The sequence below is a fragment of the Streptomyces sp. NPDC060194 genome, from assembly GCF_042728285.1.
Taxonomy (GTDB): Bacteria; Actinomycetota; Actinomycetes; order Streptomycetales; family Streptomycetaceae; genus Streptomyces.
This window is the reverse complement of sequence record NZ_JBHWZH010000132.1, coordinates 1-15,607: the sequence shown is the minus strand read 5'-3', so window position 1 is coordinate 15,607 and position 15,607 is coordinate 1. Positions and strand designations below refer to the sequence as shown.

The window sequence follows — 15,607 nt, the reverse complement described above, 5'->3', positions numbered from 1 at the left end:
CCGCGCCCCCCCCCGGGGCCCCCACTAATATTTGGGGGCCGGCGGGGGGGGGGGGCGGCCGGGGGGGCCCCCCCCCCCGCCCCGGGGGCGGGCCGGTGCGGTCGGCCCCCGGGGCGCGGGGGTGGTGGGGTGTCGCGCTCGCTGCCGGGCCGGTGCGCTCGGGCGGCGCGGGGCGGGTCACCGCGCGGTCCGGACGGCCCGGTGGGCTTCAGCGGCGGCCGCGGAACTTGGCGAGCAGGCGCCGGCCCTGGGCGCGCCGCCTCGGGTCGGCGGCGGCGCGGCGGCCCTGGCTGATGGCGCGCTGCCCCTGCGGGCTGCGGGCGAAGCGCTTGATGCGGTCGATGATCGGCATGGAGCCTCCTGGGGTCCGGTGGGTCTCGGATGCGGAACCTGTGCCGAGGTCCGGCGGGAAGTCCCTGGTCCGGCTCTCCACGAGCGGGTACCCCCTCCGTCGTGGCCGATGCACGGGCGGTGGGGAGTGGTAAACGCGCTGTCGCCGAATACGATCACCGTGGCAGGCTTCGGCCATGACTCCTCGCTTCCCCGCACCCCTGCGCCCCGGCGACCGCATCGCCGTCACCTCGCCCTCCTCCGGAGTGCCCGAGCCGCTGCGCCCGCGGCTCGACGCGGCGATCCGGGCGGTGGAGAAGCGCGGATACGAGGTGGTCGTCGGACAGTGCATGGCGGGAGACGGGCTGGTGAGTGCGCCCGCCGCCGAACGCGCCGCGGAGCTCACCGCCTTCCTGACCGACCCCGACGTCAGGGCGGTCGTCCCGCCCTGGGGCGGGGAGTTGGCGATCGACGTGCTGCCGCTGCTGGACTTCGACCGGCTGCGGGCGGCGGAGCCGACGTGGCTGGTCGGCTATTCGGACGTCTCGACGCTCATGACGGCGCTGACCTTGCTCACGGGGCACGCCACCCTGCACGGCAACAACCTGATGGACACGCCGTACCGGACGCCCGAAGGGCTGCTGTCGTGGCTGGACGTCGTCGCGCTGCCGCACGGTGCGGAGTTCACCCAGCGGCCGCCGGGGCGGCACCGGACGACCGGCTGGGACGACTGGGCGGAGGACCCCGAGGTGGACACGGTCGTCCTGGACACCCCGGGGCGGTGGACGCGGCTGGACGGCGGCGGGGACGTGGAGGTGGCGGGGCGGCTGATCGGCGGGTGCGTCGAGACGGTCTCCCCGCTGGCGGGCACGGTGTACGGCGACGTGTCGGCGTTCGCCGAGGCGCATGCTCCGGAGGGGCTGATCGTCTACGTCGAGGCGTGCGAGGAGGGCGCGTCGGCGATCTGCCGGCAGTTGCACGGGATGCGCTTGGCGGGGTTCTTCGATCGGGCGAACGCGGTCGTCGTGGGGCGCACCGCGGCGCCCGGGGCGTCGGGCATGACGCAGCACGAGGCGGTGCTCGACGCGCTGGGGCCGTTGGGGGTGCCGGTCGTGGCCGATGTGGAGTGCGGGCACGTGCCGCCGTATCTGCCCTTGGTGAACGGGGCGCGGGCGCGGTTGGTGCACAGCGCGGGCCGGAGCGAGATCACCCAGGTGCTGGGCTGACGTGAGCGCCTTGCCCTCGGCCCCGGTCCCGGTTTCAGGGGCCGGGGTCGGGGCCGACGGCGACGGTGAGGCCGGCGCGGGCGGCTTCGAGCTGGGCGGCGAAGGCGATGCCGAGGAAGAGGGCGATGCCGGTGAGGTTCGCCCAGAGCAGCAGGGCGACGAAGGCGGTGAGGGGGCCGTACACCGCGCCGAAGGAGCCGCTCTCGCCGACGTAGAGGGCGAGCAGCCAGGTGGCGACGATCCACAGGAGCAGGTGGACGGCGGATCCGAAGGCGAGCCAGGTGTAGCCGGGCTGGTCGCGGCGGGGTGACCAGCGGAAGATGACGGCGGAGGCGATGCCGGCCAGCAGCACGCCGACCGGGATCTCCAGCGGCCCCCACCAGTCGAGCCAGGACTCCGACATGTTCCAGGCCTGGACGGCGGAGTCGCCGACCGCCTCGCCGGCGACGAGCACCAGGAAGCCGAGGAAGAGGGGGACTCCTGCGGCGAGCGCGAGGAGCAGTCCGCGTCCGTACTTCTGGAGGAAGGGGCGGTCGCGTTCGATGCCGTAGATGCGGTTGCAGCCCCGTTCGATCTGGCCCATGGCGGAGGCGAGGTTGAGGATGGCGAAGCCGAGGCCGAGCCACATGGCGACCGCTCCGGCGGTGTCGGAGTCCGCGGCGTCGCGGGTGTCGCGCAGGGCCTCCTTGATGAGTTCGGTGCTGTCGCCGGGCGCGATGTGGCCGAGGGTCAGCTCGATGAGCTTGCCCAGACCCTCGTTGTCGACGGTGGCGGTGACGCCGACGAGGGCGACGGTGAAGGGCACCATGCCGAGCACGGCCTGGAAGCCGAGGGAGCGGGCGAAGCTGAAGCCGTCCGCGTAGCGGAACCGGGCGAAGGCGTCGAAGAGGAGTTTGCGGCCGCCGTAGTGGCGCAGCGCCGTGAGCGCCTCGTCCCCCGAGAGTTCTTCGCCGATCATGTCCCGGGTCTGCGGGACACGCATCACCGTCCCCATTCTTGCGTCCTCCACCCCTGCGGCTCCGGGTGATCCCCCCGGCCCCGCCCCGTATCCCGATCTGTGTGCGGCCCGAGACTACGGGCCGTCCCGGCGTGTGCCCCGACCGGGGCTCATTGACACTCTTTCCAGCATTGGACAGGGTGTCCAGGACGATCGGGTGCGGGTGGAAGGCGGGTGCGGGCGGTGGGAGTCGGGGCGGTCCCCCGGTACGTGGACGAGCGGTCGGGGCGTACGTATCCGTTGTCGGACGATCGCTGGCGGGGTGACGACGGGGCGCCGCTGACGGTGAGTCCGCTGCCCGGCATCACGCAGGGGGAGGTGGACGGTCGCGAGCGCTCGCTGTGGCGGTACCGGGCGGCGCTGCCCGGCGGCATCACGCGCCCGGTGTCGCTCGGGGAGGGCTGCACCCCGCTGGTGGAGCGGGCGTGGGGTGCGGTGCCGGTGCGGTTCAAGCTGGAGTGGTTCGCGCCGACGGGGAGCTTCAAGGACCGCGGGACGAGCGTGATGGTCTCGCTGCTGGCGCAGCGGGGTGTGCGCGAGGTGATCGAGGACAGCTCGGGCAACGGGGGCGCGTCGGTGGCGGCGTACTGCGCCGCCGCGGGGATCGGGGCGACGATCCTCGCCCCGGAGTCCACCTCGCCGGCGAAGGTGGTGCAGGCCAGGGCGTACGGGGCGCGGGTGCGGCTGGTGCCCGGCGACCGGGACGCGACGGCGGCGGAGGCGGTGCGACTGGCCGGGACGACGGGGCCGGACCGTGCGGCGTACGCGAGTCACAACTGGCATCCGTTCTTCCTGCAGGGGGTGAAGACCCTGGCGTACGAGCTGTGGGAGGACCTGGGGTTCGCCGCGCCGGACAACGTGGTGACGGTGGCGGGGGCGGGGAGTGTCGTGCTCGGTTGCGACCTGGGGTTCTCCGAGCTGCTCGCGGCCGGGCAGATCGGCCGGCTGCCCCGGCTGCTGGTCGCGCAGCCGGTCAACTGCGCGCCGATCGAGGCGAGTTTCCGGGCTGGGGCCGAGGACGTCGTGCCGGTCGCGGTCGCGCCGACGCTCGCGGAGGGGGCGTCGATCCGGCGGCCGGTCCGCCTGCCGGAGGTACTGCGGGCCGTACGGCGGTCCGGCGGGGACATGGCCGCCGTTCCCGAGGAGGACATCGTGACGGCGGTACGCCGGCTGGCGGGAGCGGGGCTGTACGCGGAGCCGACGAGCGCGACGGCCGCGGCGGCGGTGGACGTGTTCGTCCGGCGGGGGATGATCCGGCCGGGTGAGACCACGGTGGTGGTGCTGACCGGCTCGGGGACGAAGGCGTCCGCGACGATGGGCGAGCTGTTCGGCCCCGGAGCGGACGGAGCGGACGGAGCGGCGGGTGGGGTGCGGTGAGCACGGAGCAGGACGAGGTGCTGATCCGGGAGGCCGAGAAGATCGCGCTCGCGGTGGGGCGGATGTTCCCGGGGCTGTGCGAGGTCGTGCTGCACGATCTGCGGGAGCCCGGGCGGGCGGTACGGGCCGTGGAGAACAACCTCTCGGGGCGCGCGGTCGGCGATCCGGCCACCGAGCTGGGCCTGGCCCGCGTCCAGGACCCGGACTACCCGGGCGTGGTGCAGAACTACCCGAACACGTTTCCCGACGGCCGACCGGCGAAGAGCACCTCGATCGGCATCAAGAACGGTGACGGGGCGTACGTGGCGGCGCTCTGCCTCAACCTGGACGTCTCCGTGCTGGCCGGAGTGGCGCAGAGCCTGGCGCTGCTCGCGCAGACCGATCCGCAGGAGCGGCCGGTCGCGGAGACGCTGCGCGCACGGACCGTCGAGGAGATCCGCGGGGTGGTCGCCGACTACGCGGCGGCACGGGGCCGGGTCCCGGCGGCCCTCGCCACGGACCAGCGCAAGGAGGTCGTGCGACTGCTGCGCGGGCAGGGATACCTGCAGGTGAAGCACTCGGTGCAGGCGATGGCCGACGCGCTGGGCGTGTCGCGGGCGACCGTGTACAACTACCTGCGCTGAGATCCGCCGGTCCGCGATGGAGGGGTGAGGCGGCTCGGGTGGCGCATGATCGGTTCGCCCGAAGCATATGCCTTCGGCACCATCGGCTCCAGTGTGGGCAAATCCCTTACAGGGCTCGGGCCGCTGTGTCAGAGTCGTAGGCGGTCCACCCCCCGAGACCTGGCCGTACCGCGCCCGCATCGGAGTCGTCATGCCGCCCCCTGTCTTCGCGGACCGCCCCGCTCCGCCACCGGAGCAGGGCCCGGTCGACGCGCTCATCAGCCGGACGCGCCGGCTGCGGACCGACGTGGACGCCGTGCGACGTGAGGCCGAGGACGAGGCCGGTGGTGCGGCGCAGGGCCGCTGGCACCAGGCGCTGTGCGAGCTGGCGGTGCGTCAGCTCGACGACGTGAACGCCCACCTGGACCAGCTCAGGGACGCCGCTCCGGCCGCGGGGGACGCACGCGGGGCAACGGTTCCGCAGGCGTCGGACTCCCCCACGCCGACCGGGTCCCTGCTCGGCAGGGTCGGCAGCGCGGAGTGGAACCTGCTCACCGACGAGGCCACCTGGTCGCCGGAGCTGTACCGGATCCTGGGGCGGCCCCTCGGCAGCGTGCCGATGACCCTGGACGAACTGCCCACCCTGGTGCACCTGGAGGACCAGCCGCTGCTGACCTCCCGGGTGACGAACTGTCTGATCGACGGCCACCCCATCGACGTCGAGTTCCGGGTGGTCCGGTCGGACGGCACGGCCCGCACCGTGCACATGATGGGCGAGCCCGTGCTCGGCGCGGACGGCGGCATCGCCTCGATGTGGGCGGTGCTGCGCGACGTGAGCGAGCTGCGGCGCACGGAGCGGACCGTGCGCGAGACGGGTGAGGACCTCCAGGAGCACCGGCGCGCCGGCCAGGAGCGGATCGTCCCGCAGGAGCCGGAGGCCGTGCTCCCGCCGTGGCGGGACGCGCACGGGCTGCCGCAGGGCGCGGACGGGTCGCTCGAGCTCGCGGCCCGGTACCTCCCCTCCCCGACCGGGGCCGCACTCGGCGGCTCCTGGTACGACGCGCTCGAACTCTGTGACGGGGAGCTGCTGTTAAGCGTCGGTGAGCTCACCGGTCACGAGGCGTCGACCGCGTCGGGCACGGCGATGCTGCTCGGCGCGTTGCGTGGCATGGCCGTGGCCGGGGCCCGGCCGGGGCCGCTGATGGGGTTGCTGAACCAGATGCTCGACGCGTCCGCGCGGCCCGCGCTGGGCGGCGCCGTGTGCGCGCGCTACTCCCCCGCCACCCGCGTCCTGTGCTGGGCGCAGGCCGGGCACCCCGCCCCGCTGCTGTTCCGGGACGGGGTGGGGCGCACGCTGACGCCGCCGGACGGGGTGCCGCTCGGCGCGGCGCCGGGGGCCGTCTACGCGCAGGCCGAGGAGCGGCTGCGGCCGGGTGACCTGCTGGTGCTGTACACCGACGGGCTCGCGCCGCGTCGGGAGGCGAACCGCCGGCTGCTGGCGCTCGCGCGCCCGTTGACCGCGGCCCGGTCCGCGCAGGACGGGGTGCGGGTCGTCGCGGAGGAGTTCGGGACGCCGGCGCGTGACGGCGACGCCTCCGTGCTGGTCGTCAGGGTCGGCTGGTAACCACCGTCCGGTCTCTCGTGCGGGTGCGGGGCGCGGGTGTCGGCCGGGCCGGTGGGCCCGGTGTCAGGCCTGGCGGGCGCGGGGGACGGTGGGGGCCTTCGGCAGCACCCGGGCGATCTCCTCGCGGAGGTCCTGGATGTGGCCGTACCCCGCGTACTGGCCGGTGAGCCGGTACATCTCGCGCAGCCGGTGCCAGGTGCGGTGGGAGGAGGTCTCGCCCATCGCGGCGAGGGCCATCTTGGCGTAGCGGTTGGCCTGGTCGGGGTCGTCGGCGATGAGGCAGGCGGAGGCCATGGACAGCAGGTCGAACAGCTTCGAGCGCTGGCGTCCGTCGGTGCGCAGGTCGAGGGCCTTCTCCGCGTAGTACTGGGCCTGGCGGGCCGCGCCCGGCTCGTGCTCGGCGAGGGTGCGGTAGGCGAGGGCCTGCATGCCGTACAGGTCCTCCTCCTTGAAGGTCTGCATCCAGCTGGGCGTCGGGCCGTCGCCGCGGTCGGAGACGAAGAGGTCCTCCGCCTCGCCGAGGGTGCGCCGCATGGCCTGGCCGTGCCCCATGGAGGCCTGCGCCCACGCCTCGACGGTGTGGAGCATGGCGCGGGTGCGGGGCAGGTTCTCCTCGCCGGAGCCGGACTTGGCGAGCTTCATCAGGTCCAGGGCCTCGTCGGGCCGGCCGAGGTGGACCATCTGGCGGGCGGCCCGGGACAGCGCCTCGCCGGCGCGGGGCCGGTCGCCGCCCTCGCGGGCGGCGTGCGCGGCGATGACGAAGTACTTCTGGGCGGTGGGTTCCAGGCCGACGTCGTGGGACATCCAGCCGGCGAGGACGGCGAGGTTGGCGGCGACGCCCCACAGGCGGCGCTGGAGCGGTTCGGGGTGCTTGAAGGAGAGCATGCCGCCCACCTCGTTGAGCTGGCCCACCACCGCCTTGCGCTGGAGGCCCCCGCCGCGCTGGGCGTCCCACTTGCGGAACACCTCGACGCTGAACTCGAGTTGCTCGATCTCCTGGAGGCCGACGGGGGCCGCCTCGTACCGCTCGAAGCCCGCCGGTTCGGCGTGCAGGGGGTCGCCCGAGCGACTGCCGGAGGGGGCCGGGTCGGCGTGGAGCCAGTCGGTCATGGCGGTGGTGATCACTGTGCCGGCGGCGAGTGCGGCGCCCGCACTCACCAGGCCGCGTCGGTTGAGCATGAGGTCCATTCCCGTGAATTCGGTGAGGACCGCCGCTGTACGTTCGGGCGCCCACGGGAGGCCGTCGGGATTGTCCGCCTGCTCGACGTCTCGCCGTCTCCCTGTGCGTCCGTGCCGTACGAGACCGAGGTCCTCGATGGTCACGACACGGCCGAGTCGCTCGGTGAACAGCGCTGCCAGGACCCGGGGCACGGGATCGCGCGGGATCTCTCCCATGTCGATCCAGCGCCTCACCCGCGAGGTGTCGGTCGCCAGCTGCGGGTGGCCCATGGCCGCCGCCTGCCGGTTGACCGTCCTGGCGAGTTCGCCCTTGGACCAGCCGGCCAGGCCGAACAGGTCGGCGAGGCGGGTGTTGGGTTCGCTGCTCACGTCAAGCCCCCAGGTTCTCGGCTGATTTCGACATTAGCCCCGTGGCAGATGCGGTGCGACTATTCGCCAGGGTTCGCCAGGGTGCGCCAGATGGTGTGCCACAGCCGATCGGGTGTCAGGTAGGAATGCGCCTCCCCGACCCGGTGGGCGGCACCGTACTCCCCAGGGTGCGGACCGGTCACCGGGACGGGCGGAGCGCGGCAACTCGTCGGCACGTGAAGGGATCTGTCTCCCCATGTACACAGCATCGTCCTCCGTGTCCGCCCCGCCCCGACCGCTCCGCTCCCGTCCCGCGAGCGGCGGGCCGTACCTGGACCCCTCCCGGAGCAGCGCGCCGGTCGCGGGCGCCGGCCGGGTGCGGCGCCCCGCGGGCCCCGGCACGCAACCGCTCAGCGGCAGACTGGACCTGTCCGGCCCCCAGGGGGCCCAACTGCGCACCGCCGTCGGGGCCGTGCACAGGATCTGCCCGGACTTCCAGCCGGTGCAGGTGCTGCGCCGCAGCGGCCGCTCGGTGCTGCTGGTCGGTACGACCGGGCGCAGCACGGTCGTCGCGAAGTGTTTACTGGACCACTCCCCCGCCTGGGTCGAGCGGTTCCGGCACGAGATAGCGGCGTACCGGGCGTTCGTCCGGCACCGTCCGCCGGTCCGGGCGCCGCGGCTGGTCGCCGCCGACCCGGAGAACTGCACGCTGGTGATCGAGCGGATGCCGGGGCGGGTGGCGGCTCTGCAGCGGCATCCGGTGGAGGCGCCGCAGCGCGCCGACGTCCGCGCGGCGCTGGGGGCGATCCGGCGGGTGAACGAGTGGCGGCCGCCGGCGGGGCTGTTCGACGCGCCGCTGGACTACGGTTCGCGGATCTCCCGCTTCCACGAGCTGGGGCTGCTGACCGACCGGGACCTGGGCGACCTGCAGAAGCTGCTGCACGGGATCGCGCAGGCGGGCGGCCGGCAGGGGGTGGGGCAGTTCTGCCACGGGGACGCGCTCCTGTCGAACCTGCTGCTGTCGCCGGCGGGTCCGGTGCTGGTCGACTGGGAGCACGCGGGCTGGTACCTGCCGGGGTACGACCTGGCCGTCCTGTGGTCGGTGCTGGGTGACGCGCCGGCGGACCGGTGGCTGATCAGCCAGCAGGCGCAGGCCGGCGGGACCGCGGCCCGGGACGCCTTCCTGGTCAACCTGATGCTGGTCCTGACGCGGGAGATCAGGACCTACGAGACGGCCGTACAGCGGACCATGCAGGGGGCGCCCGTCCCCGCGCGGGCCGGGGTGGTGCCGTCGGGTGAGGAGCAGCGGTTGCTGTTGCGGAGGCTGCACGACGACTGCGCGATGGCGCGGCGGGCGGTGCGGGCGGCGGTGGGGACGCGCTGAGCGCACGTCCGGGCAAAGGTTTCGGCAGGTCACCCGACGCGTCAGTGGTCTCGACCACTGACGCGTCGCAGGCCGGGAGCGGAAGGCGGCCGCAGGGCATGTCGGACGGGGCTGACGTGCGAAAACCCTGCTGTGGACGGTGATTGACGGATCGTCGTGGGACCGGGTAGCACTGTGCTCCTGTCGCACGACGATCAAGGCATCGTGCTCCGCCCCCTGGAGGCCGCTTTGCGAGCAACCCCCGTCCGTCCCCCGAGCGCGGCGCGTGGTGTGCCGCTGAGATCGGCGGCCGCCGTCGGTTCGGCCGCGCTGCTGTTCTCCCTGATCGCGGCGGTTCCGTCGGCCACCGCGGAGGTGCCGGAGTCCGGACGGCTGCAGGAGGCGTTCGCCTCGGCCGCGGACCGGTACGACGTGCCGCAGAGCGTGCTGCTGGGTGTCTCGTACCTGCAGTCGCGGTGGGACGGCCACGGGGGCGCGGCGAGCGTCACCGGCGGGTACGGGCCGATGCACCTCACCGACGCGGTCACGGCGATCGCCGAGGCGCCCCACCACTCCGACGACTCCGAGGACGCGCGCGGCGACTCCTCCCGCGCCCCGCGCCACGGCGCGCACGCCGACCTTCCCGAGGCGTCGGAGCTCCCGGCCCGGCTGAGGACCATGGACCGGGCGGCCGAGCTGACCGGCCTCTCCTCCGCGGAACTGCGGCACAACCCCGCGGCGAACGTCGCCGGCGGTGCGGCGCTGCTGGCCGACGCCCAGAAGAAGCTGGGCCGCCCGGCGAGCGACGACCCGGCCGACTGGTACGGGGCGGTCGCCGCCTACTCCGGCGCCGACGACGCGGCAACTGCCGCCGTCTACGCCGACGACGTCTTCTCCGTGATCCGCGAGGGCGACGCGCGGACCACCGACAGCGGCCAGCAGGTGCGGCTCGCGGCGGTGCCCGGGCTGGAGGCCGACGCCAGGCAGGTGCGGGCGCTGGGGCTGAAGAGCACGGGCGAGGACGAGGTCGAGTGCCCGTCCACGGTGGCCTGCGAGTGGATCCCGTCCCCGTACCAGGACCTGGGCGGGGGCGACTACGGTAACCACGACAAGGGGGACCGGCCGGTCAGCCAGTCGGTGGACTACATCGTCGTCCACGACACCGAGGCGACCTGGGACGTCACGCTGAAGCTGGTCCAGGACCCGACGTACGTGTCCTGGCACTACTCGCTGCGCGCCTCCGACGGGCACATCGCGCAGCACCTGAGGACCAAGGACGTCGGCTGGCACGCGGGCAACTGGTTCGTGAACTCCAAGTCGGTGGGTCTGGAGCACGAGGGCTTCCTGGCGAACCCGGACGCCTGGTACACGGAGGCGATGTACCAAACCTCGGCGCGGCTGGTGAGGTACCTGGCGGAGAAGTACGACGTGCCGCTGGACCGGCAGCACATCATCGGCCACGACAACGTGCCCGGGACGACGACCGCGACGATCCGCGGGATGCACACCGACCCGGGCCCGTACTGGGACTGGGCGCACTACTTCGACCTGATCGGCGCGCCGTTCAAGAAGCAGGGCGGGTCGAAGGCGGACGTCGTCACCGTCCGGCCTGACTACCAGGAGTACAAGCCGGTCTACACCGGCTGCGCGAAGTCCGGCAACGGGGTGGCGTGCGCGCCGCACGGTTCGGGGTCGGTGCGCCTGCACACCGAGCCGCGGTCGGACGCCCCGCTCGTGAAGGACATCGGGCTGCGGCCGACCGGGGCGGACTCGACGAACGACGTGTACGACACCGGCGCCCGCGCCTCGACCGGCCAGCAGTTCGCGGTGGCCGAGCGGCAGGGTGACTGGACGGCGATCTGGTACCTGGGGCAGAAGGCCTGGTTCGAGAACCCCCGCAAGCAGCCCACGGCGGTCTCCGCGCGTGAGCTGACGATCACGCCGAAGGAGGGCCTGGCCGAGGTCCCGGTGTACGGGCGCGCCTACCCCGAGGCGTCCGCGTACCCGGCGGGTGTGCCGGTGCAGGCGGTCTCCCCGCTGGTCTACAAGCTGCCCGCGGGACAGCGGTACGTGACCGGGGGGAAGGTGCCGGGCGAGTACTACTACTCGGCGACGTTCGACACCGCGGGCCAGAAGGTGGTGCGCGGCACGGAGGAGTACTACGAGATCCAGTTCGGGCACCGGGTGGCGTTCGTGAAGGCGGCGGACGTGACCGTGGTGCGCTGAGGTGGGACAGGAGCGCCACCGGCTCCCCCTGGCGGGGGTCGGTGGCGCTCCTGTATGTCCGGGGGGTACGGGGGTCAGCTCTGCTGGAACATCTCCGCCGGGAGCGGCTTGAGCAGGGCGTAGAGGTCGTCGGTGATGGGGCGGTCCCAGCTGGCGATGGTGACGAGGACGCCGTCGCTGCGGTCGAACTGGACGCAGGAGATGCGGCTCTCGGAGAGCTTGACGCGGCGGACGATCAGCAGGTTGTCGCCCTGCATGACGGGGACGTCCTCGGTGCCGGTGACCTCGATGTCCTCGTCGTTCTCCAGGGCGAGGAGCAGTTGGGCGACCTCGAAGGGCACCTGCTGCTCGGCGAGCTCGCGGGCCGGGGAGCCGGCGGGCAGGTTGCCGATCACCATGGAGGGTCCGCGGCCGCCGAAGAGGTCGTAGCGCAGGAAGACGCCCTGGCAGGTGCCGTCGGGGGCGGCCAGGAGGCCCGCGCCGAGGTTGCCGGGCCAGTCGCCCGGGTCCATGGCCAGGACGTCGAAGTCCGGACCGGCGGGCATGGCGGGGCGGCGGCGGAGGAAGGACATGCCGCCATGGTACGTCGCCGGGCGGGCGCCCTCACCTGACGGCCCGGCTCCGTGGGCGGATGCGTCCGCCCACGGGGTGCGCCGCCCGGGCGGGGTGCTCAGGTGAGGTCGAACTCTCCGTCGCGGGCGCCTCGCACGAAGCGGCGCCACTCGGCGGGGGTGAAGATCAGCGAGGGGCTCTGCGGCCGGCCTCCGTTCCGCATCGCGATGAACCCTTCGACGAAGGCGATCTGGACGTCTCCCGCGCCCTGGGTCCCGGACCGCCAGTCGGCGTCGTCGAGATTCAGCTCCGGCTTGTCCCAGCCTGCGAGCGGCTGGTGCGCGATGCCTTCGGCCACGTTCCTGCTCCTTCCGGAATTCCGGATCGTCGTCCGCGGTCAGCCTACCGAGCGGGGTTGGTCACGGACAGGCCACGGAGGTGGGCTCCGGGCTGTCCTGCGGCCGCTCGATGCCGAGGAACGAGGTGACCTCGGCGAGGAAGCGGGCCGGGTCGGAGGCGTGCACGGAGTGGCCGGCGGGGATGGTCAGGAGCCGGCCGGTGGGGATGCGGTCGGCGAAGCGGGCGAGGCGGTCCTGGTCGAGGTGGCTGTCGGGGCCGCCGGCGATGACCAGGGTGGGGGTGGTCATGTCGGCGAGCCGCTCCCACCAGCGCGGGTCGGGTTCGTTCAGCTGCCGGTCGAGGTCGGGGACGATCGGCCAGTCGAAGGCGAGCTCCTCGTCGGGGCGCTCCAGGTGCGGGCGGGGCGGGTCGAGCGGCAGGAGGGGCGGCGGCTCCTCCAGGACGAGGCGGCGCACGAGGTGGGGGGCGGCCTGGGCGAGCAGCAGGGCGACGCCGCCGCCCATGGAGTGGGCGACGATGTCCAGCGGGGCGAGGTCGAGGGCGTCGACGAAGGCGAGGACGTCGTCGCGCATGAGGTCGAAGCCGTACGTCCCGGGCCAGCTGCTCGCGCCGTGGCCGCGGAGGTCGAGGGCGTAGGTGCGGCGGGTGCGGGCGAGCTCCTCGATGATCCCGTCCCAGTTGCCGAGGTCGCCGCCGCGGCCGTGGAGCAGGAGCAGGGGGGGTGCGTCGGCCGCTCCCTCGACCCGGTAGGCGAGCTGGAGGCCGTTGGCGGTGACGGTGTTCGTTGCGTTCACGGGGTGAACCTAGCCCGGTGGGGGCGGTGTCATGCGTGCGGGGCGCGAACGGGCCCCCTTCGTACGGTTGTTGCGCGAGGAGAGCGGGTCTGTTCGTCGGGCTGGATCGGGGGGCGGATCGGCTCGGGGTTGAGGGGGAGGGTTCGAACGGGCGTGGTGCGAGGCGTTGACAGGGCTTCGCGACGGTGGCTGAGTAGGGCGGCAGGCTTTTGTTACTGCTGAGTTGGGAGCTGTCTTGCTTCTGCGTGTCCGAATGAGAGCTCTTGTCGTCGCGGGGGTCGGCGTGGCCTCCGCGGCGGCGCTTCTGCCGTCGTCCGCCGTGGCGCAGCCGGCCGAGCGGCCCTCCGACAGGGGGCTGTCGGCGGTGATCCGGTACACCGAGTACGGGATCCCGCACATCCTGGCGAAGGACTACGCGAACCTGGGGTTCGGCACCGGGTGGGCGCAGGCGGCGGACCAGGTGTGCACGCTGGCGCAGGGGTACGTGACGGTCCGCGGTGAGCGGTCGCGGTTCTTCGGTGCGGACGCGGCGCCGGACGGTTCGCTGTCGTCGGCGTCGAGGAACCTCTCCAGCGACCTGTACTTCCGCGGGGTGCGGGAGAGCGGGACGGTGGAGAAGCTGCTGCGGACGCCCGCTCCGGCCGGTCCGAGCGGTGACGTGAAGGCGATGATGCGGGGCTTCGCGGCCGGGTACAACGCGTGGCTGGCGAAGAACGAGGTCACGGATCCGGCGTGCAAGGGCGCGTCCTGGGTGCGGCCGGTGACCGAACTGGACGTGGCGGCGCAGGGGTTCGCCGTCTCGGTGCTGGGCGGGCAGGGGCGCGGGATCGACGGGATCACGGCCGCCCAGCCGCCCGCGGGCGCGCCGAAGGCAGCCCCGTCCGCCAAGGCGCAGGCCGCGGCGGCCGAGGAGCTGTTCCGGGCGGACGACGGGGCGATGGGGTCGAACGCGGTCGCGTTCAGCGGCCGGACGACGGCGAACGGGCGCGGGCTGCTGCTCGGCAATCCGCACTACCCATGGCAGGGCGGCCGCCGGTTCTGGCAGTCGCAGCAGACGATCCCGGGTGAGCTGAACGTGGCCGGCGGTTCGCTGCTGGGGACGGTGACGATCTCGATCGGGCACAACGCGCGGGTGGCGTGGAGCCACACGGTGGCGACCGGTACCCCCCTCAACCTGCACCAGCTGACCCTGGATCCGGCCGACCCGACGGCGTACCTCGTCGACGGGAAGTCGGAGCGGATGGTCCGGCGCGAGGTGACCGTGCCGGTGAAGGACGGCCCGGCGGTGACGCGGGCCCAGTGGTGGACGCGGTACGGGCCGGTGGTGAACGGGCTCGGGGCGACGCTGCCGCTGCCGTGGACGGCGAGCACCGCGTACGCGTTGAACGACCCGAACGCGGTCAACCTGCGCGGCTCGGACACCGCGCTCGGGTTCAGCAAGGCGCGTTCGACGGGTGACGTGCTGGCCGCGCTGAAGCGGAGGCAGGGGCTGCCGTGGGTGAACACGATCGCCGCGGACGCTGCGGGCGGTTCGCTGTTCACGCAGTCGCAGGTGCTGCCGCGGATCACGAACGAGCTGGCCGAGCGGTGCTCGACCCCGCTCGGGCGGCTGACGTACCCGTCGGCGGGTCTGGCGGTGCTGGACGGGTCCACGTCGTCCTGCGGGCTCGGGGCCGACCCCGACGCCGTGCAGCCGGGCATCCTGGGGCCGGCGCGGATGCCGACGCTGGTGGACGCGCCGTACGCGGAGAACTCCAACGACAGTGCGTGGCTGGCCAACGCGGACCGGCCGCTGACGGGGTACGAGCGGGTCTTCGGGAACGTGGGGACGCAGCGGTCGATGCGGACCCGGGGTGCCGTCGAGGACGTGGCGGGGCTGGCGGAGAAGGGCCGGCTGACCGTCGCCGACCTGCAGAAGCAGCAGTACGCGAACCGGGTGCCGGCGGCCGACCTCGCCCTCGGGGACGTGCTGGAGGGATGCGCCGCGCTGCCGCGGAAGGAGGCGTGCGAGGTGCTCGGGCGGTGGGACCGCAAGGCGGACACCACCAGTCGGGGCGCGCTTCTCTTCGACCGGTTCTGGCGGAAGCTGGTGGCGGGGGTGCCGGCGGCGGAACTGTGGAAGGTGCCGTTCGACCCGAAGGATCCGGTGCGGACGCCGCGCACCCTGAACACGGCGGCCCCGGGCTTCGCGAAGGCGCTCGACGACGCGGTGGCGGAGCTGAGGGCCGCGGGCGTCGCGCTGGACGCGCCGCTCGGTGAGCACCAGTTCGTGGTGCGGAACGGCAAGCGGATCCCGATCCACGGTGGCACGGAGGCGCTCGGGGTGTGGAACAAGATCGAGGGGGTCTGGAACCCGGCGGCCGGCGGCTACGCGGAGGTGTCGACGGGGTCGAGCTACATCCAGGCGGTCGGCTGGGACGGCTCGCCGTGCCCGGTGGCCCGCACGGTCCTGTCGTACTCCCAGTCGTCGAACGCGAACTCGCGGCACTTCAGCGACCAGACGGCCGTGTTCTCCGGTGAGCGGTGGGTGACGTCGCGGTTCTGCGAGCGGGACATCTGGCGGGCGCCGGGCCTCAGGGTGGTGTGGGCGCGGCAGTGAGCGGCCGCCGGGCCGCCCGCGGCACGGATG

General features: G+C 73.6%; 13 protein-coding genes. 7 read left to right on the top strand and 6 right to left on the bottom strand.

Annotated elements, in window-relative coordinates:
* Positions 1–208 precede the first annotated feature (208 nt).
* On the bottom strand, positions 209–352 hold the full coding sequence (locus ACFWEG_RS23480; RefSeq protein WP_387218475.1) for a hypothetical protein: 144 nt from the start codon (positions 350–352) through the stop codon (positions 209–211).
* A 175-nt stretch (positions 353–527) separates the two neighbouring features.
* Between ACFWEG_RS23480 and ACFWEG_RS23475 the strand changes: the two genes are divergently transcribed.
* Positions 528–1,556 (top strand): S66 peptidase family protein, encoded by a 1,029-nt coding sequence (locus ACFWEG_RS23475; protein ID WP_387218473.1) that lies wholly within the window; start codon positions 528–530, stop codon positions 1,554–1,556.
* Positions 1,557–1,590: 34 nt separating this feature from the next.
* On the opposite strand, the gene ACFWEG_RS23470 is transcribed toward ACFWEG_RS23475, so the two are convergent.
* Positions 1,591–2,550 carry a YihY/virulence factor BrkB family protein gene (locus ACFWEG_RS23470; RefSeq protein ID WP_387218471.1) on the bottom strand — a complete coding sequence of 320 codons (960 nt, stop codon included), beginning with the start codon at positions 2,548–2,550 and terminating at the stop codon, positions 1,591–1,593.
* 213 nt (positions 2,551–2,763) lie between these two features.
* On the opposite strand from ACFWEG_RS23470, the gene ACFWEG_RS23465 reads away from it, so the two are divergent.
* From ACFWEG_RS23465 to ACFWEG_RS23455, 3 genes are all read left to right on the top strand, one after another.
* The gene (locus tag ACFWEG_RS23465; protein ID WP_387218478.1) at positions 2,764–3,930 is read left to right on the top strand and encodes a pyridoxal-phosphate dependent enzyme; all 1,167 of its coding nucleotides are present in this window, start codon (positions 2,764–2,766) and stop codon (positions 3,928–3,930) included.
* Positions 3,927–4,553, top strand: coding sequence for a transcriptional regulator (locus tag ACFWEG_RS23460; RefSeq protein ID WP_387218468.1), 627 nt, complete (start codon positions 3,927–3,929; stop codon positions 4,551–4,553). The genes ACFWEG_RS23465 and ACFWEG_RS23460 overlap by 4 nt, the downstream gene beginning before the upstream one ends.
* Before the next feature lie 190 nt (positions 4,554–4,743).
* Positions 4,744–6,156, top strand: a complete 1,413-nt coding sequence (locus ACFWEG_RS23455) for a PP2C family protein-serine/threonine phosphatase (protein ID WP_387218466.1) — start codon at positions 4,744–4,746, stop codon at positions 6,154–6,156.
* 63 nt (positions 6,157–6,219) lie between these two features.
* Here the strand turns inward: ACFWEG_RS23455 and ACFWEG_RS23450 are convergent, their stop codons facing one another.
* Positions 6,220–7,704, bottom strand: coding sequence for a hypothetical protein (locus ACFWEG_RS23450; RefSeq protein ID WP_387218463.1), 1,485 nt, complete (start codon positions 7,702–7,704; stop codon positions 6,220–6,222).
* A 235-nt stretch (positions 7,705–7,939) separates the two neighbouring features.
* Between ACFWEG_RS23450 and ACFWEG_RS23445 the strand changes: the two genes are divergently transcribed.
* A complete protein-coding gene (locus ACFWEG_RS23445; RefSeq protein ID WP_387218461.1) occupies positions 7,940–9,067 on the top strand; it encodes an aminoglycoside phosphotransferase family protein in 1,128 nt (375 codons plus the stop codon).
* Between the two features lie 270 nt (positions 9,068–9,337).
* Positions 9,338–11,272, top strand: coding sequence for an N-acetylmuramoyl-L-alanine amidase (locus ACFWEG_RS23440; RefSeq protein WP_387218459.1), 1,935 nt, complete (start codon positions 9,338–9,340; stop codon positions 11,270–11,272).
* 74 nt (positions 11,273–11,346) lie between these two features.
* On the opposite strand, the gene ACFWEG_RS23435 is transcribed toward ACFWEG_RS23440, so the two are convergent.
* The 3 genes from ACFWEG_RS23435 to ACFWEG_RS23425 form a co-directional block, all read right to left on the bottom strand.
* The gene (locus ACFWEG_RS23435) at positions 11,347–11,844 is read right to left on the bottom strand and encodes a hypothetical protein (protein ID WP_387218457.1); all 498 of its coding nucleotides are present in this window, start codon (positions 11,842–11,844) and stop codon (positions 11,347–11,349) included.
* 98 nt (positions 11,845–11,942) lie between these two features.
* Complete coding sequence (locus ACFWEG_RS23430; protein ID WP_387218455.1) at positions 11,943–12,182, bottom strand: DUF397 domain-containing protein; 240 nt, start codon at positions 12,180–12,182, stop codon at positions 11,943–11,945.
* A 61-nt stretch (positions 12,183–12,243) separates the two neighbouring features.
* Positions 12,244–12,978, bottom strand: coding sequence for an alpha/beta fold hydrolase (locus tag ACFWEG_RS23425; RefSeq protein WP_387218452.1), 735 nt, complete (start codon positions 12,976–12,978; stop codon positions 12,244–12,246).
* Positions 12,979–13,213: 235 nt separating this feature from the next.
* Between ACFWEG_RS23425 and ACFWEG_RS23420 the strand changes: the two genes are divergently transcribed.
* A complete protein-coding gene (locus ACFWEG_RS23420; protein WP_387218450.1) occupies positions 13,214–15,577 on the top strand; it encodes a penicillin acylase family protein in 2,364 nt (787 codons plus the stop codon).
* The last annotated feature ends 30 nt before the right edge of the window (positions 15,578–15,607 follow it).